The following is a 20,053-nucleotide window of genomic DNA, read 5'->3' on the forward strand; positions in this document are numbered from 1 at the left end:
ACTCGGGCGGGTCGAAGCCGACGACGACGAACGCGCCGAGCCCGGCCTGGGTCGGCTCGACGACTGGCAGGAGCCCGTTGCCGAACCCCTCAGCGCCGCACGCGACGGCGACGACGAGCCGCTGCCGGCCAAGGCCACGACCGCCCTGCGCAGCGAACCGGAATGGCAGGACGATCCCCTGCTGGACCTGCACGACGATCCGCTGCAGCTGGACAGCCAACCAAGGCGCCCGCACTGGGGTCGCCGCCTGCTGTGGATCCTGCTCTGCCTGCTGGCGCTGCTCGGCCTGGCCGGCCAGTACGTCTATTACCACTTCGACGAACTGGCGCGGCAGGACAGCTATCGCCCGCTGTTCGTCCAGGCCTGCGCCAGCCTGGGCTGCAAGGTGCCGTCCAAGGTCGATGTCCAGCAGATCCGCAGCAGCAACCTGGTGGTGCGCAGCCATCCGCAGTTTTCCGGAGCCCTGCGCGTCGATGCCATTCTCTACAACCGGGCGCCCTTCTCGCAGCCCTTTCCGCTGCTGGAATTGCGCTTCGCCGACCTCAACGGCCAGTTGCTCGCCAGCCGCCGTTTCAAGCCCGGCGAGTACCTGAACGGCGAGCTCAAGGGCCAGGACGAGATGCCGCCGCAGACGCCGATCCACATCGCCCTGGACATTCTCGACCCCGGTCCGCGCGCGGTGAACTACAGCCTGAGCTTCTTCTCGCCGGAGTAGCGCCAGGGCGAATTGCTCATAAACTAGCCAACTCGCGCTTTATCCGGAGGCGGCGAGCGGGTATCATTCCCAACCCTTTTCAAGCACAGCAGCCCCTGTCCGCGGCCGGTTTCCGGCGCAGGCGGAACAGGCGCCTATTCGCCAGGGAAAAAGATATGTCGATGGTACGCATCGGCCCTTATACCTTGCCCAATCCGCTGATTCTCGCGCCCATGGCCGGGGTCACCGACCTGCCCTTCCGGCGCCTGTGCCTGGCACTCGGCGCCGGCATGGCCGTGTCGGAAATGGTGACCAGTGACGTGCGGCTCTATGACAGCCGCAAGTCGCGGCTGCGCCTGATCCACGCCAGCGAGCAGGAACCGCGCTCGGTGCAGATCGCCGGCGGCGATCCGGCAATGCTGGCCGAAGCAGCCCAGCGCAATGTCGAACTGGGTGCCCAGATCATCGACATCAACATGGGCTGCCCGGCGAAAAAGGTCTGCAACAAGGCCGCCGGCTCCGCGCTGATGAAGGACGAGGTCCTGGTGGCCGAGATCCTCGCCGCCGTGGTGGCCGCGGTAGACGTTCCGGTGACCCTGAAGATCCGCACCGGCTGGAATCCCGAGAATCGCAACGGCCTGCGCATCGCGCAGTTGGCCGAAGCCGCCGGCATCCAGGCACTGGCCGTGCACGGCCGCACCCGTGACGACAGGTTCCTGGGCGCCGCCGAGTACGACACCATCGCCGCCATCAAGCAGGCGGTCGGCATCCCGGTGTTCGCCAATGGTGACATCGACAGCCCGGAAAAGGCCCGGCGCGTGCTCGAGCACACCGGCTGCGACGGCCTGCTGATCGGCCGCGCTGCCCAAGGCCGCCCCTGGATCTTCCGCGAGATCGCCCACTACCTGGCGACCGGCGAGCACCTGGCGGCGCCGAGCGATGCCGAGGTGGAGGCCATCCTGCTGGAGCACCTCGACGCCCTGCACGCCTTCTACGGCCCGGAAATGGGCGTGCGCATCGCCCGCAAGCACGTCGGCTGGTACCTGGCCGACCGGCCGGGCGCCGCGGAATCGCGCGCCCAGTTCAACCGACTGCAAGACACCCAAGCCCAGCACGCCAGCATTCGCGCGTTCTTCGCGCAGCCCCCGATCGGGAAGCAGGTGGCATGAATTCGATGACCGAGACTTTGACTGGAACAGCGCCCGTGAGTGACAACGGCGACCTCAAGCAGCACCTGACCGCTCCCCTGCAGGAGGGCCAGACGCTGCGCGACAGCGTGGAAAAGGCGCTGCGCAACTATTTCGCCCACCTCGATGGGCAGCCGGTGACCGACGTCTACAACATGGTGCTCTGCGAAGTGGAAGCACCCCTGCTCGAAAGCGTGATGAATTACGTCAAGGGCAACCAGACCAAGGCATCGGAGATGCTCGGGCTCAATCGCGGCACCCTGCGCAAGAAGCTCAAGCAATACGACCTGCTCTGATCCGCCTCATCGCCGGCGGCCCAGGGGGCTTGACCGGCGGTCTCTCTCCTCCTGATGGACATGACCATGACCGACCAGACCTCTCGCCTCCCCGTCCGCCGTGCGCTGATCAGCGTGTCCGACAAGACGGGCGTCGTCGACTTCGCCCGTGAACTCGCGGCCATCGGCGTGGAAATCCTGTCCACCGGCGGGACCTACAAGCTGCTGCGCGACGAAGGCATCCCCGCTGTGGAAGTCGCCGACTACACCGGCTTCCCGGAAATGATGGACGGCCGCGTCAAGACCCTGCATCCGAAGATCCACGGCGGCATCCTCGGCCGCCGCGGCATCGACCACGAGGTAATGAGCGAGCACGGCATCCGCCCGATCGACCTGGTCGCGGTCAATCTCTACCCCTTCGCCGCCACCGTGGCCAAGCCCGGCTGCAGCCTGGCCGACGCCATCGAGAACATCGACATCGGCGGTCCGACCATGGTCCGCAGCGCGGCCAAGAACCACAAGGACGTCGCCATCGTGGTCAATGCCAGCGACTACGCGTCCATCCTCGACGACCTCAAGGCCGGCGGCCTGACCTATGCCCAGCGCTTCGACCTGGCGCTCAAGGCCTTCGAGCACACCGCCGCCTACGACGGCATGATCGCCAACTACCTGGGCAGTATCGACCAGCAGGCCGAGACCCTGTCCACCGAAGGCCGCGCCGCCTTCCCGCGTACCTTCAGCGCCCAGTTCATCAAGGCGCAGGACATGAGATACGGCGAGAACCCGCACCAGCAGGCGGCCTTCTATGTCGAGCACGCCAGCGAGGCCTGCGTGGCCACCGCCACCCAGCTGCAGGGCAAGGAACTGTCCTTCAACAACGTCGCCGACACCGACGCCGCCCTGGAAACCGTCAAGAGCTACGAGGAGCCGGCCTGCGTCATCGTCAAGCACGCCAACCCCTGCGGCGTGGCCGTGGCCGGCGACATCCGCCAGGCCTATGAACTGGCCTATGCCACCGACAGCGAGTCGGCCTTCGGCGGCATCATCGCCTTCAACCGCGAACTGGACGCCGAGACCGCCCGCGCCATCGTCGAACGCCAGTTCGTCGAGGTGATCATCGCCCCGCGCGTCAGCGCCGAGGCCCGCGACGTCGTCGCGGCCAAGGCCAACGTCCGACTGCTGGAATGCGGCGAGTGGCCCGCCGAGCGCAAGCCCGGCCTGGACCTCAAGCGCGTCAATGGCGGTCTGCTGGTGCAGAGCCGCGATATCGCCATGATCACCGCCGCCGACCTCAAGGTGGTGACCCAGCGCGCCCCCAGCGAGCAGGAACTGCAGGACCTGATCTTCGCCTGGAAGGTGGCCAAGTTCGTCAAGTCCAACGCCATCGTCTACGCCAAGGGCCAGCAGACCGTAGGTATCGGCGCCGGCCAGATGAGTCGCGTCAACTCGGCGCGCATCGCCGCCATCAAGGCCGAGCACGCAGGCCTGGCCGTGGCCGGCGCGGTCATGGCCTCGGACGCCTTCTTCCCCTTCCGTGACGGCATCGACAACGCCGCGGCCAACGGCATCACCGCGGTGATCCAGCCGGGCGGCTCCATGCGCGACGCCGAGGTCATCGCCGCCGCCGACGAAGCCGGCATCGCCATGGTCTTTACCGGCATGCGCCACTTCCGCCACTAAGGACCCGTCACGGCGAGGCCGCACGCGCCTCGCCGTCGCTCCAATTCAAAGTGCGGACGCCACCCTGCGGCCGCCCGAGAGGAACACTGCATGAACGTACTCATCATCGGCAGCGGCGGTCGCGAACACGCCCTGGCCTGGAAGGTCGCCCAGGACACCCGGGTCACCAAGGTCTATGTGGCCCCGGGCAACGCCGGCACCGCCACTGAAGCCAAGTGCGAGAACGTCGCCCTCGACGTCCTGGCCCTGGAACAACTGGCCGACTTCGCCGCCGCCAACGTCGAGCTGACCATCGTCGGCCCCGAGGCGCCGCTGGTGGCTGGGGTGGTCGACCTGTTCCGCAGCCGCGGCCTGCCCTGCTTCGGCCCCACCGCCGGTGCGGCCCAGCTGGAAGGCTCCAAGGCCTTCACCAAGGATTTCCTGGCGCGCCACCAGATCCCCACCGCCGCCTACGCCAACTTCACCGAGGTGGAGCCGGCCCTGGCCTATCTGCGCGAGCAGGGTGCGCCCATCGTGATCAAGGCCGACGGCCTGGCCGCCGGCAAGGGCGTGATCGTCGCCATGACTCTTGCCGAAGCCGAGGACGCCGTGCGTGACATGCTTTCCGGCAATGCCTTCGGCGACGCCGGGGCGCGGGTGGTGATCGAGGAATTCCTCGACGGCGAGGAAGCCAGCTTCATCGTCATGGTCGATGGCAAGAACGTCCTGCCGATGGCCACCAGCCAGGATCACAAGCGCGTCGGCGACGGCGACAGCGGTCCCAACACCGGCGGCATGGGCGCCTATTCCCCCGCGCCGGTGGTGACCCCCGAGGTCCACGAGCGGGTCATGCGCGAGATCATCGAGCCCACCGTGGCCGGCATGGCCAGCGAAGGCAATGTCTACACCGGCTTCCTCTATGCCGGCCTGATGATCGACCAGAGCGGTGCGCCCAAGGTCATCGAATTCAACTGCCGATTCGGCGATCCCGAGACCCAGCCGGTGATGCTGCGCCTGCAGTCCAGCCTGGTGCTGCTGGTGGAGGCCGCCCTGGCCGAGGCCCTCGACAAGATCGAAGCCTGCTGGGATCCGCGCCCGAGCCTGGGCATCGTCCTGGCCGCCGGCGGCTATCCGGGCGACTACGCCAAGGGTGACGCCATCGCCGGTCTCGAAGCCGCCGCGGCGCTGCCGGGCAAGGTGTTCCACGCCGGCACCAGCCTGCGCGATGGTCAGGTCGTCACGGCCGGCGGTCGGGTGCTGTGCGCCACGGCCCTGGGCGAAACGGTCTCCGCCGCCCAGCAGAACGCCTATGCGCTGGCCCAGGAAATCGCCTGGAAGGGCTGCTTCTACCGCAGTGACATCGGCTACCGCGCCATCGCCCGCGAGCGACAGTGAAGCTCGCCTAAGGGATCAGCCTGTTACACTGTTACGTCAACAGACGTGACGGGCTGATCTATACTCGACGTCCGCATTTGCGAAGGGAACTCTCGTGCACCGGCTCTGGATCGCCATAGGCTTTGTGGTCAGCTGGCTGCTGTTGCTGCTGGTGGCCAATTCCGTGCAGGCCGAGAATTCGCCGGATGCGGGCTGGGCGCAATACGAGGACGCCACCGGCGAATTCTCGCTCGACGACGTCCGTGACCGGCTGTCCGCCTTCAAGCCGCTGACCACCGCCCGCGCCCACCGCCCCGCCGGCCCCGGGGCGCTCTGGCTGCACACCCGCATCCAGCCCGACACCCAGCAGCGCCTGCTGCGCATCATTTCGCCCAATGTCGGCTATCTGGACTTCTTCGCCTATCGCGACGACCAGTTGCTCAGCGAGATCCGCGATGGCCTGTCGCGGCCGCTGCTCAATCCGCAGCAACTCAGTCGCGACTTCGTCTTTCCGATTCCGCAGAGCGACCAGCCGCTCGACCTCTTCCTGAGATTCGAATCGCCCCAGCCGATGCGGATCGCCCTGACCCTGAGCAGCAGTGCCGAAGCAGAGGTCACCCATCGGCTGGTGATGTTCGGCGTGCTGCTCGGCTGCCTGGCCATGCTGGCGCTGTACAACGGCGCCCAGCTGCTCTATCACCGCAGTCGCGCCACCAGCGCCCTCACCCTGCTGCTGGTGATGCTGGTCTGCGTGGCCCTGAACATTTTCGGGCTGAGCAAGTTCTTCCTGGGCGGCTTCAAGGGCCAGACGCCGCTGCTGACCGATCTGTCGGTGCTGGCCTGCAGCGCCGCCGGGCTGAATTTCGTGGGGGCCTTCTTTGGCTGGCGGCGACTGCCGCTGTGGATCCGCCGCACGCTCAGGGGCCTGCTGGCGCTGGTCGCCCTGGCCGCCGTGGTACGCATCGCCGCCGGCGAGTTCTATATCGGCGACTGGCTCATGGCGGTCAATGGTCTGGCGCTGTTCGCCTGCCTGAGCATCGCCCTTGAGCGCTGGCACCAGGGCGCCCGCTATGCGCGGCTGCTGGTAGTGAGCTGCGCCCTGCTGGCCCTGGCCGGGCTGATCGCCTTGCCGATCCTGGCCGGTTACGCCAATCCGCCGGTGTGGATGGGCCGCGGCCTGATCGCCAGCTGCATGTTCAGCGGCATCCTGCTCACCCTGGCCCTGGAGGAGCGCCGTCGCTATCTGCGCGAAGAGCATTTCACCCGTACCCGTGACAGAGCGGCCAACCATGCGGAGCTCAAGGGCAAGGCCGAATTCCTTTCGCGCATCAGCCACGAGATCCGCACGCCCATGAACGGCGTGCTAGGCATGACCGAGTTGCTGCAGGGCACGGCGCTGTCGGCCAAGCAGCGGGACTATGTGCAGACCATCCACAGCGCCGGTGCCGAACTGCTCAACCTGATCAACGAGATCATCGACATCACCCGTCTGGAAAGTGGCCAGATCGAACTGGAAGAGGTCACCTTCGACCTCAATGCCCTGCTCGACGACTGCCTAGACATCTTCCGGCCGCGCGCCGAGGAGCACCGGGTCGAACTGCTCAGCTTCATCCAGCCCCAGGTGCCCCGCCGTTTCATCGGCGATCCGACCCGCCTGCGCCAGATCCTGCTCAACCTGCTGGAAAACGCCTTCCAGCGCACCGAGGAAGGCGAGATCCTCCTGGTGATCTCCCTGGAAGAGGCCACCGGCCAGCCGCCACGCCTGCGCATCTCGGTGCAGGATAGCGGCACCCCGCTGGATGCGGCCCTGAGTCGCCAGCTGCTGTCCACCCACCTCGACCGCCGCGACTTCCTCGCCAGCGACACCGACAGCCTGGATTTCGGCCTGATCATCGCCCGCCAACTGGTGCTGCTGATGCAGGGCGACTTCGGCATCCAGAACAACGCCGAGGGCGGTTCCAGCTTCTGGATCAGCCTGCCTATCCCGGCCCAGGCGCTGGTGCTGTCGCGCGGCGACAGCGACTATCCGCTGCAGGACGTACGGGTGCTGGTGGTCGACGACAACGAGCTCTGCCGCAAGGTCCTGCAGCAGCAGTGCAGCGCCTGGGGCATGCAGGCGGTCACCGCCGCGTCCGGACGCGAAGCCCTGGCCCTGCTGCGCACCCAGTCGCACCTGCGGGAATACTTCGACGTGGTGCTGCTCGACCAGCAGATGCCGGGCATGACCGGCATGCAGCTGGCCGCGCGCATCAACGAAGACGAGAATCTCAACCACGACCTGCTGCTGATCATGCTCACCGGCCTGAGCAATGCGCCGAGCAAGGTCATCGCCCGCAACGCCGGCATCAAGCGGGTGCTGGCCAAGCCGGTGGCCGGCTATACCCTCAGGGCGACCCTGGCGGACGAGCTGTCGCGCCGCGGCCAGCGGGTCAGCGAACCCGAGCCCGAAGAACAGCCCAGCGGCATCCCCAGCGATTTCCGCGTGCTGGTGGCCGAGGACAACAGCATCTCGGTCAAGGTGATCCGCGGCATGCTGAAGAAGCTCGGCGTCGAACCCGACACCGTGAGCAACGGCCTGGAAGCCTTCGAAAAGCTCCAGCAGAACACCTACGACCTGATCCTGATGGATTGCGAGATGCCCCTGCTGGACGGCTTCGGCGCCACCCGCCGGCTACGCGCCTGGGAACAGCAGAATCATAGGTCGCGCACCCCGGTGGTGGCCCTCACCGCCCATATCCTCGCTGAGCACAAGGATCGCGCCCAGGAGGCCGGCATGGACGGCCACATGGGCAAGCCGATCGAACTCTCGCAGCTGCGCGAACTGCTGCTCTACTGGGCCGAGCGACGGCGGCTGGACGTGACCCGCGCGGGCCTCAAGGCGACTCCTTGAACCTGTCCTTGACGTAGGTGATCTCGGTCTTGCCGTGCGGCACCGGATTGCCTTCCTCGTCGAGATTGACGAAGACGATCTTGTCGATGGTGAGGATGCTCTTGCGGGTGATCTTGTTGCGCACCTCGCATCTGAGGGTGATGGAGGTACGCCCGAACTCGGTGGCGGTGATGCCCAGTTCGATGATGTCGCCCTGGCGCGAGGCGCTGATGAAGTTGATCTCGGAGATGTACTTGGTCACCACCTTGGGATTTTCCAGCTGCACGATGGCGTAGATCGCCGCCTCCTCGTCGATCCACTTGAGCAGACTGCCGCCGAACAGGGTGCCATTGGCGTTGAGGTCTTCGGGTTTCACCCACTTGCGGGTATGGAAGTTCATCAGGGCTCCTTGAATTCCCGGGGTCTTGAGACATCAGATCAGGGTGCGCGCGGTAGATTCCGGTCGACATGAGGCAGAGCGCCACCCTTTGGGTTTATCGCGATCCTCGTTATACTGCCCGCGCATCGCGGCCACCAGGCCGCCCCGCCTTCCGTTCGAGGGGCGCTGCAGCACGCTGCGTTATCCCATCCTAGCCGACCCGCCGCTGGCGCGGGACCCTCGGCGGGCATGACGCCAGACGTTGTCAGGCTCGAGCGGAGCGTTATCAGAACGCATCAACGGCGCCCATTCGCACCTAACGAATGGAGACTCTTCAATGAGCGCTGTCCTCACGCCTGCCGCTTTCAACGATTTCAAGGTCGCCGACATCTCCCTGGCCGACTGGGGTCGTCGCGAAGTCATCATCGCCGAATCGGAAATGCCCGCCCTCATGGGCCTGAGACGCAAGTACGCCGGCGAGCAACCCCTGGCTGGCGCCAAGATCCTCGGCTGCATCCACATGACCATCCAGACCGCCGTGCTCATCGAGACCCTGGTGGCCCTGGGCGCCGAAGTGCGCTGGTCGAGCTGCAACATCTTCTCCACCCAGGACCAGGCCGCGGCCGCCATCGCCGCCGCCGGCATCCCGGTGTTCGCCTGGAAGGGCGAGACCGAAGCCGAATACGAGTGGTGCATCGAGCAGACCATCCTCAAGGATGGCCAGCCCTGGGACGCCAACATGGTGCTGGACGACGGCGGTGACCTGACCCAGATCCTGCACGACAAGTATCCGCAGGTGCTGGAGCGCGTGCACGGCATCACCGAAGAGACCACCACCGGCGTGCATCGCCTGCTGGACATGCTCAAGGACGGCACCCTCAAGGTCCCGGCGATCAACGTCAACGATTCGGTCACCAAGAGCAAGAACGACAACAAGTACGGCTGCCGCCACAGCCTCAACGACGCCATCAAGCGCGCCACCGACCACCTGCTGTCCGGCAAGCAGGCGCTGGTGATCGGCTACGGCGACGTGGGCAAGGGCTCGGCCGCCTCGCTGCGTCAGGAAGGCATGATCGTCAAGGTCTCGGAAGTCGATCCGATCTGCGCCATGCAGGCCTGCATGGACGGCTACGAGCTGGTCTCGCCCTATGTCGACGGCCTCAACGACGGCACCGAAGCCTCCGTGGATCGCGCCCTGCTGGGCAAGATCGACCTGATCGTCACCACCACCGGCAACGTAAACGTCTGTGACGCCAACATGCTCAAGGCCCTGAAGAAGCGCGCCTTGGTGTGCAACATCGGTCACTTCGACAACGAGATCGACACCGCCTTCATGCGCCAGCACTGGGGCTGGGAAGAGGTGAAGCCGCAGGTGCACAAGATCCACCGCACCGGCCTGACCGTCGATCCGGCCAACGACGACTACCTGATCCTGCTGGCCGAGGGCCGCCTGGTGAACCTGGGCAACGCCACCGGTCACCCCAGCCGCATCATGGACGGCTCCTTCGCCAACCAGGTGCTGGCGCAGATCCACCTGTACCAGGAGAAGTTCGCCGACCTGCCGGTCGCCGAGAAGACCGCCAACGTCACCGTCATGGTCCTGCCCAAGAAGCTCGACGAAGAAGTGGCGCTGGAAATGGTGAAGGGCTTCGGTGGCGTGGTGACCCGCCTGACCGAGGCTCAGGCCAAGTACATCGGCGTGACCCAGGAAGGCCCCTTCAAGCCCGACAGCTACCGCTACTGATGGCCAGCCCCGCCCGTAAGGGCGGGGCCGCTCACGAGAGAGACGCCGTGAAACCCAGTCTGAGTTTCGAATTCTTTCCCTGCAAGACCGAAGCGGGCCACGAGAAGCTGATCGCCACCGCGCGGCAGCTGGCGAGTCATGGGCCGGAGTTCTTTTCCTGCACCTACGGCGCCGGCGGCTCCACCCGCGACGGCACCTATCGTACCGTGCGCCAGCTCAACGACGAGGTCGGCGTGCCCACCGCGCCGCACCTGTCCTGCGTCGGCGACAGCAAGGCCAAGTTGCGCGAGCTGCTGCAGCAGTACCGGGAAGCCGGCATCAACCGCATCGTCGCCCTGCGCGGCGACCTGCCGTCCGGCATGGGCCTGTCCGGTGGTGGCGAATTGCGTTATGCCAGCGATCTGGTCGCCTTCATCCGCGAGGAAACCGGCGATCACTTCCATATCGAGGTCGCCGCCTATCCGGAAACCCATCCGCAGGCGCGCAGCTTTACGGACGACGTGCGCAATTTCGTGTACAAGATGCAGGCCGGTGCTGACCGCGCGGTCACCCAGTACTTCTTCAACGCCGACTGCTACTTCCATTTTGTGGAACGTGTCCGCAAACTGGGAGTCGAAGCCCCAGTGATCCCTGGCATCATGCCGATCACCAACTACAGCAAGTTGGCGCGCTTCTCCGATGCCTGTGGCGCTGAACTGCCACGCTGGCTGCGGAAGCAACTGGAAGCCTACGGTGACGACACCCAGAGCATCCAGGCCTTTGGCGAAGAAGTCATGACCGCCCTCTGCGAGCGACTGCTCGAAGGCGGGGCACCCGGTGTGCACTTCTATACCCTGAACCAAGCGGAGCCGTGTATCGCCATCTGGCGAAACCTCGGTTTTTGAAGTCGGCCACGCGAACTGGCGGCGACTTCACCCAATCGTGATTACCGCTACCGGTCATCGCCCGACTCTTCATCCAGCGCAGGATGACGAGGGCGGGCGAGACGTCCGAAACCTTTTGGACGTCAACCGGAAGCGCAACCGCGCCCCCACGTCGGCGGGACGCCGACAGAGACAGGAACCCCGCATGTCCTTCATTTCCCTCGGTCTCTCCGAGGCCCTTGCCCGCGCCGTGGAAGACGCTGGCTACACGAATCCCACTCCTGTTCAGCAACGCGCCATTCCGGCCGTCCTGCAGGGTCGCGATCTGATGGTGGCTGCCCAGACCGGCACCGGCAAGACCGGTGGCTTCGCGCTACCGGTGCTCGAGCGCCTGTTTCCCAATGGTCATCCCGATGGCCGCCAGCACGTGGCCAAGCAGCCGCGCGTACTGGTCCTGACGCCGACCCGCGAACTGGCGGCCCAGGTCCACGATAGCTTCAAGGTCTATGCCCGTGACCTGCCCATGCGCAGCGCCTGCGTCTTCGGTGGCGTCGGCCTCAAGCCGCAGGTCACCGCCCTGGCCAAGGGCGTCGACGTGCTCGTCGCCTGCCCGGGTCGTCTGCTGGACCTCGCCGGTCAGCAGAGCGTCGATCTGTCCGCCGTCGAGATCCTGGTGCTGGACGAAGCCGACCGCATGCTCGACATGGGCTTCATCCACGACGTGAAGAAGGTCCTGGCCCGTCTGCCGGCCCGCCGCCAGAACCTGCTGTTCTCGGCCACCTTCTCCAAGGACATCACCGACCTCGCCGGCAAGTTGCTGCAGGATCCCGAGCGGATCGAGGTCACCCCGCCGAACACCACCGTCGAGCGCATCGAGCAGCGGCTATTCCGCATCCCCGCCAACCAGAAGCGCGCCCTGCTCGCCCACCTGATCACCCTGGGTGCCTGGGAACAGGTGCTGGTGTTCACCCGCACCAAGCACGGCGCCAACCGCCTGGCCGAGTACCTGAACAAGCACGGCCTGCCGGCCGCGCCGATCCATGGCAACAAGAGCCAGAACGCCCGCACCAAGGCCCTGGCCGACTTCAAGAGCAACGAGGTCCGCGTCCTCGTCGCCACCGACATCGCCGCCCGCGGCCTGGACATCGACCAGTTGCCCCACGTGGTCAACTTCGAGCTGCCCAATGTCGAGGAAGACTATGTCCACCGCATCGGCCGTACCGGTCGGGCCGGGCGTAGCGGCGAAGCCATCTCCCTGGTTTCGCCCGACGAAGAGAAGCTGCTCAAGGCCATCGAGCGCCTGACCAAGCAGAGCATCCCCGATGGCGACATGCAGGGCTTCGATCCGCAGTCCGTGCCGCCGGAGCAGCCGGAAGTGCGCGCCCCGCGCGAGCCGCGTGGCAAGCCGCAGCAGAATCGCCAGAAGAAGGCCGACAAGCCGGCGCGCAGCGAAGGCAAAGGCCAGAATCAGGGCCAGAACCAGGGCAAGGCCTCCAGCGGCGAGCAGTCCGGTGCCCAGCCCCAGGGCGAGCGCAAGGGCCGTACCCGCAATCGTCGCGACCGCCGTGATCGCGACGACGCCGGTCAGTCCAACGCGCAACCCGGCCAGGCCGCGGCCCAGCAGCCGCGCAATCGTGATCCGGAAGAATTCCTGGACGACGATTACGACAACTTCGGCAACAGCGTCGACTACGTCAGCCCCTACCAGGGCAAGGGTCGCAACGGCCAGCGCCGTGGCAACGGCGGCAACGGTGCCCGTCCGGCAGCCGCGAGCAGCAATGGTCAGCAGCCCCGTCAGGGTCAAGGCCAGGGTCAGGGCGCTGCCCGTGCCCAGCGTGGCCAGCAACAGCAGCAGCCCGGCAAGCGCCGTGGCCAGAATGGCCAGCCCCGCGCCGCCCGCCCCTACGAGGCCGCACCCAGCGAGCCGCGTGCCTATGCCCAGGAAGAGCGGGCATCGAGCAAGCCGCAACCGAAGATCGTGCACAAGCCGTCGCGTGCCGACCGCCTGCCTACCCTGGAGCAGCTGGAAGACCTGCCGAGCCGGCCGCGCAGCGAGAAGCCCGCGCTGCTGACCCGCAACCGCGAAGCCTGATGAAGTGCGGGCCGCTCAGGCGGCCCGAACTCCAGGCAAAAAGAAACCCCGCCTTGGCGGGGTTTCTTTTTGCCTGCGGCAGATCAGGCGTGCGCGGCGCGCAGGGCGTCGATATAGGGCTCGGCCTGACGATGGCTGCGGATCAGCTCGATGAAGTCTTCACCCTGATCGTTACGGGCATCCAGATCATAGCCGGCCTCGACGAAGAAGCCGACGAAGCGCTCGAAATCGTCCGGACGCAGACCGCGATAGGCCTTGACCAGCTTGTGCAGAGACGCGGGGGTATCGTCCGCCGGCTCGACCGCGAGAAACAGCTTGATCTGCTCGTCGCTGATCTCTTCACCGATGACCTGCTTTTTATCCTTGCGCATCCTTTGGCTACCTGTGCTGGGGGATTCTTTGGAGAAAAGAGGGCCGATTCTAACCCCGCCCCTCGCCTGCCCGCCAGTGACAAAGCCAGGGCAATACCGCGACCCCGATCAAAAGTTCAATCGAATTGAGCGCGCATCCAGCGGCGATAGCGCTCGGCATCGGCGGCGCCTTCCAGCGGTGCCCAGCCTGGTCGCTCACCCTCGCCCAGAGGCACGAAGGGCCCGGCCTTGCATTCGAAGAACAGGCAGTCGCCCTCCAGGGCAACCAGCGCATGGTAGTGCCCGGGGGCGAGATCGACGCCCGGGCAACCGGCGCGCTGGGACAACTCGCGGCGCAGCAGCACCTGCCCTTCTTCGCTGAAGGTCAACAGCCCGAGTCGGCCCTGCAGCACCAGCAGACTCTCGGACTTGTGCGGATCCAGGTGGCGATGGGGCGGGATGTAGCTGTCCTCGCACATGCCCACCACCAGGCGGTGGCAGGGCTCGTCCATGGCGTGCAGGTTGTGATGGGCACGGCGGCGCGGACTGGCCGCCGCCTGCCGGAGCAGGTCGGCGAACAGCGCCTGATCGAACAGCCGGGCGGTCACAGTCCCTTCACGGCGTAGATGCCGGGGGCATTGCGCCAGTAGCCCTTGTAGTCCATGCCGTAGCCGAAGATGTAGCGATCGATGCAGGGCAGGCCGACATAGGTGGCTTGCAGGCCCTTGACCTTGCGGTCGTGGGTCTTGTCGATCAGCACCGCGGTATGGACCTCGCGGGCGCCGGCATGGCGGCAGAAGTCGATGATGGCCTTGAGGGTGTGGCCCTCGTCGAAGATGTCGTCGACGATCAGGACGTCGCGATCGATGAAGGACACCTCGGGCTTGGCCTTCCAGAACAGCTCGCCGCCAGTGGTCTCGTTGCGATAGCGGGTGGCGTGCAGATAGGACATTTCCAGCGGGAAATTCAGCCGGGTGGCCAGCTTGCCGGTCAGGATCAGGCCGCCATTCATGACGCAGAAGACCACTGGATTGCGCTCGGCGAGATCGGCGGTGATGGCCGCAGCGATCCGGTCGATGGCCGCTTCGACCTGGGCTTCGTCATACAGGCAATCGGCTTCCTGCATGACCTGGCGGATGTGGGCGAGATCGGCGGACATGGGGCTTCTCCGGGGGACGGGGCGCCTGCGGGGTGGTTGGCGCGGATAAAAGGCGGCAAAGGTACAGACACCGCGGACCGATCTCAAGCGCCGCCAGGCGGCTACTATTGTCGCAGGGTACTGCCCACCTCGAGCCGGATGCTTTAATGTACCGCGGTTTTTTTGTGCGCCTGCCCTTCCTGCGGCAGGCCTTCGGGCCGCCGGTCGTACCGAAACCGCCCTCGATCCGCTGCCCTACCGTCTCTGGAGAATCCCATGCCCGTCCACGAAATCCGCCACCCGCTCATCCGTCACAAGCTCGGTCTGATGCGGCGCGCCGACATCAGCACCAAAAACTTCCGTGAACTGGCCCAGGAAGTCGGTGCCCTGCTGACCTACGAGGCGACCAAGGACCTACCGGTGGAAGAGGTGGACATCGAGGGCTGGTGCGGTACCGTCAAGGTGGAAAAGATCTCCGGCAAGAAGGTCACCGTGGTGCCCATCCTGCGCGCCGGCATCGGCATGCTCGACGGCGTGCTCAGCCTGATCCCCAGCGCCCGGGTCAGCGTGGTGGGCCTCGCCCGCAACGAATCCACCCTGCAGGCCCACACCTACTTGGAAAAGCTGGTGGGTGAACTGGACCAGCGCCTGGCCATGATCATCGATCCCATGCTGGCCACCGGCGGCTCCCTGATCGCCACCATCGATCTGCTGAAGAAGGCCGGGGCCAAGGAAATCCGCGCCCTGGTGCTGGTCGCGGCGCCCGAGGGCATCGCCGCGGTCGAGCAAGCCCATCCGGACGTGCGCCTCTACACCGCCTCCATCGACGAGCGCCTCAACGAGCATGGCTACATCCTGCCGGGCCTGGGCGATGCCGGTGACAAGATCTTCGGCACCAAGCAGAAGGACGCCTGAGCGTGACCGCGCGGGAACCGCTCTGGCGGGAGATCCTGGTCGGCGCCCAGATGCTCTTCGTGGCCTTTGGCGCCCTGGTGCTGATGCCGCTGATCACCGGCATGGACCCCAATGTGGCCCTCTTCACCGCAGGCTTCGGCACCCTGCTGTTCCATCTGGTCACCGGCCGTCAGGTCCCGGTGTTCCTGGCGTCGAGCTTTGCCTTCATCGCCCCGATCATCGCCGCCAAGGCCGAATTCGGCCTGCCGGCGGTGCTGGGCGGCGTGGTGGCGGCCGGCTTCGTCTACACCTTCCTGGGGCTGGCGGTGAAGCTGCGTGGCGTGGGCTTCATCGACCGCCTGCTGCCGCCGGTGGTGATCGCCCCGGTGATCATCTCCATCGGCCTGGGCCTGTCGCCGGTGGCGGCCAACATGGCCATGGGCAAGGCCGGTGACGGCAGCGCCCAGCTGGTGCCCTATGCCACGGCGATGATGATCTCCATGCCGGCGCTGGTCACCACCCTGCTGGTGGCCATCTACGGCAAGGGCATGTTCCGCCTGGTGCCGATCCTCGCCGGGGTCTTCGTCGGCTACGCGCTGGCCTTCGTCTTCGGCATCGTCCATACCGAGGGCATCGGCGCTGCGCCCTGGCTGGCGATCCCGGCCTTCGTCGCACCGGAATTCCACTGGGGCGCCATCCTGTTCATGGTCCCGGTGGCCCTGGCGCCGGCCATCGAGCATGTCGGCGGGGTGATAGCGGTGGGCGGGGTGACCGGGAAGAACTACCTCAAGCAACCCGGTCTGCACCGCACCCTGCTGGGTGACGGCCTGGCCACCTCCTCCGCCGGCCTGTTCGGCGGACCGCCCAACACCACCTACGCCGAGGTGACCGGCGCGGTGATGCTGACCAAGAACCACAATCCGCGGGTCATGCTGTGGGCGGCGGGCTTCGCCATGGTGCTGGCTTTCGTCGGCAAGTTCGGCGCGGCACTGCAGACCATCCCGGTGCCGGTCATGGGCGGCATCCTCTGCCTGCTGTTCGGCTCCATCGCAGTGGTGGGGCTGAACATCCTGATCCGCCATCAGGTGGATCTGTCCGAGGCGCGCAACCTGGTGATCGTCTCGGTGACCCTGGTGTTCGGCATCGGTGGCATCGTCTTCGGCAACGGCGAGATCGGCCTCAAGGGCATCTCCCTCTGCGGCCTGATCGCCATCGGCCTCAACCTGGTCCTGCCCGGGCACAACGCCTGGAAGAAGGACGCCGAGCCGCCTGAGCGTCCGCTGCTCTGACGGCACCCCTCCAGATGCCGGCCTAGGCCGGCATCTTGGGTTGCTCGATGGGCTGCGGCGGCAGCTCCGCCACCTCTTCGCACAGTTCCACCAGCGCCTGCGCCCAGGCCGGGTTGTCGTTGACGCAGGGGATCAGCACCAGCTCCCGGCCACCGGCTTCGATGAACTGCTCGCGCCCGCGATCGCCGATCTCTTCCAGTGTCTCGATGCAGTCGGCGACAAAGGCCGGGCACATCACCAGCAGGCGCTTCACGCCGGCCTTGGCCAGCTCGTCCAGCCGCGCCTCGGTGTAGGGCTCGATCCACTTGTCCTTGCCCAGCCGTGACTGGAAGGACACCGACCACTTGCCATCGGGAATGCCCAGGCGCCGGGCCACCAGCTCGGCGGTGCGCTGGCACTGGCTGCGATAGCAGACGGCCAGGGCCTTGGCGCTGACCTTGCTGCTGTCGGGCGCGCGCAGGTCATGGCTGCGATCCTTGACCAGCTTGCGGATGTGCCGCTCGGGCAAGCCGTGGAAGGACAGCAACAGGTGATCGTAGGGCTCCTCCAGATAGGGCTCGACGCTGGCCGCCAGCGCCGCCTGGTATTCCGGGCGGTCGTAGAAGGGCGGCAGGATCTTCAGCGTCAGCGGCAGCTGGTGGGCCTCGATCACCCGCCGTGCCTCGACGATGGCGGTGGTGGTGGTGCTGTCGGCGAACTGCGGATAGAGCGGCGCATAGGTCACTTCGCGGATGCCCTGGCTGGCGAGGCGCTTGAGCACCGATTCCACCGAGGGCTCGCCGTATCTCATGCACAACTCCACCGGACCGTGGCGCCAGAGGGGCCGCACGGCCTCCTGCAGGCGGCGGCTGAGCACGATCAGCGGCGAGCCGTCGTCCCACCAGATCGACTCATAGGCCTCGGCCGAGGCGGCGGGTCGCTTGATCAGCACCAGGGACACCAGCAGACGGCGCAGCGGCCAGGGCAGATCGACCACATAGGGGTCCATGAGGAACTGGTTCAGATAGCGCTTCACGTCGGGGACGTGGGGCGAATCGGGCGAACCCAGGTTGGCGAGCAGCAGAGCGTTGGTAGTCATCGTGAATCCTTGGCAGCGAGCAGGTCGGCCAGGGCCGCGTCCAGCTCGGGATAGCGAAAGACATACCCGGCCGCGAGCAGGCGCTCGGGTCGGGCGCGCTGACCACCCAGCAGGAGGATGGACAGCTCTCCCATCAGGCGCAGGGCGAAGGCGGGAATCAGCAATCGCGCCGGGCGCCGCAAGGCCAGCCCCAGCGCTTCTGTGAATTCCCGATTGCGCACCGGCTGGGGGGCACAGAGATTATAGGGACCCTGGGCGTCGCTTCGGTTGAGAAGAAAATCGATGGCCCCGATTTGATCCTGTAAATGAATCCAGGGCATCCATTGGCGTCCGTTGCCCAGGCGCGCGCCCAGGCCGAAGCGGAAGGGCGGCAGCAGGCGCAGCAGAAAGCCGTCGTCGGCGGCCAGTACCAGGCCGGTGCGCAGGTTGACCACGCGAATGCCCAGCTGCTCGGCCTCGTTGGCGATCTGCTCCCAGGCCAGGCACAGCTCGCCGGCGAAGTCGGGGCCGGCCAGGCTGTCGGCCTCGCTCACCGGTTTTTCGCCGCTGTCGCCATAGAAGCCGGTGGCCGAGCCGGAGAGCAGGACCGCGGGTTTCTGCGGGCGCCCGCGCAGCCACTCGATCAGGCGCTCGGTGGTGCCGATGCGGCTCTGCCAGAGTTCGGCCTTGCGACTGCGGGTCCAGGGCTTGTCGGCGATGGGCGCGCCGGCCAGGTTGACCACCGCGTCCAGATGCTCGTCGCCCAGCGCGTCCAGCTGGGCGATGCCGCGCACGCCGGGTCCGCATTCTCGCGTCACCCGCGCCGGGTCGCGGCTGAGCACGGTGAGCTGGTGCCCGGCAGCCGCCCATTGGCGGCACAGCGCGCGGCCGATCAATCCGGTGCCACCTGTCAGCAGGATATGCATGTCGTCACTTCCTTCTCGTATTGCCCTGCCGCCCGTATGCATCTGAACGAAGGGAAGAGGATTGTTTGGTATGGTCGTGGGTCGAAAGATCCAGAACGGTTGCCAGTCGTAGCCGTAGAGCCCTTGCGCGCGCAAACGTTCGACAAGGGCGAATCGTCAGACAAGCGAGGTCCATCATGACTGCCCCCATCGCCATCGTTGGCGCAGGAATAGCCGGACTTGCCGCGGCCCAGACGCTGATTCGCGCCGGGCAGCAGGTCCAGATCTTCGACAAGAGCCGCGGCAGCGGCGGCCGCATGGCCAGCAAGCGCAGCGAAGCCGGTGCCCTGGACCTGGGCGCCCAGTATTTCACCGCCCGCGACCGGCGCTTCATCGACGCCCTCAACGAATGGCGGCGAGCCGGTTGCGCGGCCGAATGGAATCCGGTGCTCTACCAGTATCGCGACGGGCGCCTGAGTCCCTCCCAGGACGAGCAGCCGCGCTGGGTCGGGGTGCCGCGCATGAGCGCCATCACCCGCCACCTGCTGGCCGATCTGCCGGTCACCTTCGACTGCCGCATCACCGAGGTCTTTCGCGGCGCCCAGCACTGGCACCTGCTGGACGCCAGCGGCGAGACCCACGGCCCCTTCGCCCAGGTCGTCATCGCCATGCCGGCGCCCCAGGCCACCGCCCTGCTCTCCAGCGTGCCCAAGCTGGCGGCCACCGTGGCCGGCGTCAGCATGGAACCGACCTGGTCGGTGGCCCTGGCCTTCGCCACGCCCCTGCAGACCCCGGTGGAAGGCTGCTTCGTGCAGGGCAGCGAACTGGACTGGCTGGCGCGCAATCGCTGCAAGCCCGGGCGCGACACCACCCTGGACACCTGGGTGCTGCACGCCACCAGCGCCTGGAGCAAGGCGCACATCGATGCCTCCAAGGACGCGGTGATCGAACGTCTGCACGGCGCCTTCGCCGAGCTGATCGGCTGTCCGCTGCCGGCGCCGGCCTTTACCCTGGCCCATCGCTGGCTTTATGCACGCCCCGCGCAACCTCACCAGTGGGGCGCCCTGGCCGACCCCGACATGGGCGTCTTCGTCTGTGGCGACTGGTGCTCCAGCGGGCGGGTGGAAGGGGCCTGGTTGAGTGGTCATGAGGCTGCGCAGCAGCTCCTGAGCAGTCTGGATTAAGCGACGAAGCGCACGCCGTCTGTAACCTGCGGCGAATCTTTTGCCGCAGCCCCCTGTCGAAAGTTGCACCAAACTTGTACAAACAGGAAAACCTTGTACA

18 protein-coding genes and 1 riboswitch are annotated in these 20,053 nt (G+C 66.5%); of the genes, 12 read left to right on the top strand and 6 right to left on the bottom strand.

Annotation, left to right across the window (positions count from 1 at the left end; all coding sequences use genetic code 11):
- From DBY63_RS20650 to DBY63_RS20675, 6 genes are all read left to right on the top strand, one after another.
- On the top strand, positions 1 to 715 hold a 715-nt coding region (locus DBY63_RS20650; protein WP_177411484.1), incomplete at its 5' end, for a DUF3426 domain-containing protein.
- A 155-nt stretch (positions 716 to 870) separates the two neighbouring features.
- Complete coding sequence (dusB, locus tag DBY63_RS20655; protein ID WP_027598939.1) at positions 871 to 1,863, top strand: tRNA dihydrouridine synthase DusB; 993 nt, start codon at positions 871 to 873, stop codon at positions 1,861 to 1,863.
- Positions 1,860 to 2,177 (top strand): DNA-binding transcriptional regulator Fis, encoded by a 318-nt coding sequence (gene fis / locus DBY63_RS20660; RefSeq protein ID WP_026083845.1) that lies wholly within the window; start codon positions 1,860 to 1,862, stop codon positions 2,175 to 2,177. The genes dusB and fis overlap by 4 nt, the downstream gene beginning before the upstream one ends.
- A 66-nt stretch (positions 2,178 to 2,243) precedes the next feature.
- Positions 2,244 to 3,836: a bifunctional phosphoribosylaminoimidazolecarboxamide formyltransferase/IMP cyclohydrolase gene (gene purH, locus DBY63_RS20665; protein ID WP_027598940.1), complete on the top strand. Its 1,593-nt coding sequence runs from the start codon at positions 2,244 to 2,246 to the stop codon at positions 3,834 to 3,836.
- Positions 3,837 to 3,926: 90 nt separating this feature from the next.
- Positions 3,927 to 5,210, top strand: a complete 1,284-nt coding sequence (purD, locus tag DBY63_RS20670; RefSeq protein ID WP_108582776.1) for a phosphoribosylamine--glycine ligase — start codon at positions 3,927 to 3,929, stop codon at positions 5,208 to 5,210.
- A 94-nt stretch (positions 5,211 to 5,304) separates the two neighbouring features.
- Entirely contained in the window at positions 5,305 to 8,079 is a 2,775-nt protein-coding gene (locus DBY63_RS20675) for a response regulator (RefSeq protein WP_027602883.1), read from the top strand.
- On the opposite strand, the gene DBY63_RS20680 is transcribed toward DBY63_RS20675, so the two are convergent.
- Positions 8,063 to 8,458: a hotdog domain-containing protein gene (locus tag DBY63_RS20680; protein WP_007161577.1), complete on the bottom strand. Its 396-nt coding sequence runs from the start codon at positions 8,456 to 8,458 to the stop codon at positions 8,063 to 8,065. The two genes, DBY63_RS20675 and DBY63_RS20680, sit on opposite strands and share 17 nt — an antisense overlap.
- Before the next feature lie 151 nt (positions 8,459 to 8,609).
- Positions 8,610 to 8,752: riboswitch (S-adenosyl-L-homocysteine riboswitch) on the top strand.
- Between the two features lie 22 nt (positions 8,753 to 8,774).
- Between DBY63_RS20680 and ahcY the strand changes: the two genes are divergently transcribed.
- The 3 genes from ahcY (at position 8,775) to DBY63_RS20695 (ending at position 13,136) form a co-directional block, all read left to right on the top strand.
- Positions 8,775 to 10,181 carry an adenosylhomocysteinase gene (gene ahcY, locus DBY63_RS20685; RefSeq protein WP_007161576.1) on the top strand — a complete coding sequence of 469 codons (1,407 nt, stop codon included), beginning with the start codon at positions 8,775 to 8,777 and terminating at the stop codon, positions 10,179 to 10,181.
- On the top strand, positions 10,181 to 11,065 hold the full coding sequence (gene metF / locus DBY63_RS20690; RefSeq protein WP_235389914.1) for a methylenetetrahydrofolate reductase [NAD(P)H]: 885 nt from the start codon (positions 10,181 to 10,183) through the stop codon (positions 11,063 to 11,065). The genes ahcY and metF overlap by 1 nt, the downstream gene beginning before the upstream one ends.
- Positions 11,066 to 11,249: 184 nt before the next feature.
- Positions 11,250 to 13,136, top strand: coding sequence for a DEAD/DEAH box helicase (locus DBY63_RS20695; protein WP_177411485.1), 1,887 nt, complete (start codon positions 11,250 to 11,252; stop codon positions 13,134 to 13,136).
- Between the two features lie 83 nt (positions 13,137 to 13,219).
- Here DBY63_RS20695 and DBY63_RS20700 read toward each other — a convergent pair whose 3' ends face one another.
- The 3 genes from DBY63_RS20700 to DBY63_RS20710 all read right to left on the bottom strand — a co-directional run bounded on the left by DBY63_RS20700 (position 13,220) and on the right by DBY63_RS20710 (position 14,645).
- Positions 13,220 to 13,507 carry a PA4642 family protein gene (locus tag DBY63_RS20700; protein WP_007161573.1) on the bottom strand — a complete coding sequence of 96 codons (288 nt, stop codon included), beginning with the start codon at positions 13,505 to 13,507 and terminating at the stop codon, positions 13,220 to 13,222.
- Positions 13,508 to 13,623: 116 nt separating this feature from the next.
- On the bottom strand, positions 13,624 to 14,094 hold the full coding sequence (locus DBY63_RS20705; RefSeq protein WP_042136589.1) for a WbuC family cupin fold metalloprotein: 471 nt from the start codon (positions 14,092 to 14,094) through the stop codon (positions 13,624 to 13,626).
- Positions 14,091 to 14,645 (bottom strand): hypoxanthine-guanine phosphoribosyltransferase, encoded by a 555-nt coding sequence (locus tag DBY63_RS20710; RefSeq protein ID WP_027602880.1) that lies wholly within the window; start codon positions 14,643 to 14,645, stop codon positions 14,091 to 14,093. The genes DBY63_RS20705 and DBY63_RS20710 overlap by 4 nt, the downstream gene beginning before the upstream one ends.
- 255 nt (positions 14,646 to 14,900) lie before the next feature.
- Here DBY63_RS20710 and upp point away from each other — a divergent pair, with 255 nt between their 5' ends.
- Both upp and DBY63_RS20720 read left to right on the top strand, forming a co-directional pair.
- A complete protein-coding gene (gene upp, locus DBY63_RS20715; protein WP_027598946.1) occupies positions 14,901 to 15,539 on the top strand; it encodes a uracil phosphoribosyltransferase in 639 nt (212 codons plus the stop codon).
- Positions 15,536 to 16,807, top strand: a complete 1,272-nt coding sequence (locus tag DBY63_RS20720) for a uracil-xanthine permease family protein (protein ID WP_027598947.1) — start codon at positions 15,536 to 15,538, stop codon at positions 16,805 to 16,807. Before upp ends, DBY63_RS20720 begins: the two co-directional genes overlap by 4 nt.
- 22 nt (positions 16,808 to 16,829) lie before the next feature.
- Here DBY63_RS20720 and DBY63_RS20725 read toward each other — a convergent pair whose 3' ends face one another.
- Positions 16,830 to 17,885, bottom strand: coding sequence for a ferrochelatase (locus tag DBY63_RS20725; protein WP_027598948.1), 1,056 nt, complete (start codon positions 17,883 to 17,885; stop codon positions 16,830 to 16,832).
- Positions 17,882 to 18,790 carry a TIGR01777 family oxidoreductase gene (locus DBY63_RS20730; RefSeq protein WP_108582777.1) on the bottom strand — a complete coding sequence of 303 codons (909 nt, stop codon included), beginning with the start codon at positions 18,788 to 18,790 and terminating at the stop codon, positions 17,882 to 17,884. Before DBY63_RS20730 ends, DBY63_RS20725 begins: the two co-directional genes overlap by 4 nt.
- Before the next feature lie 65 nt (positions 18,791 to 18,855).
- Here DBY63_RS20730 and DBY63_RS20735 point away from each other — a divergent pair, with 65 nt between their 5' ends.
- On the top strand, positions 18,856 to 19,953 hold the full coding sequence (locus tag DBY63_RS20735; protein WP_077173138.1) for an NAD(P)/FAD-dependent oxidoreductase: 1,098 nt from the start codon (positions 18,856 to 18,858) through the stop codon (positions 19,951 to 19,953).
- The last annotated feature ends 100 nt before the right edge of the window (positions 19,954 to 20,053 follow it).

This window comes from Pseudomonas sp. RIT411 (assembly GCF_003057735.2).
In the GTDB taxonomy this organism is placed as follows: Bacteria; Pseudomonadota; Gammaproteobacteria; order Pseudomonadales; family Pseudomonadaceae; genus Chryseomonas; species Chryseomonas oryzihabitans.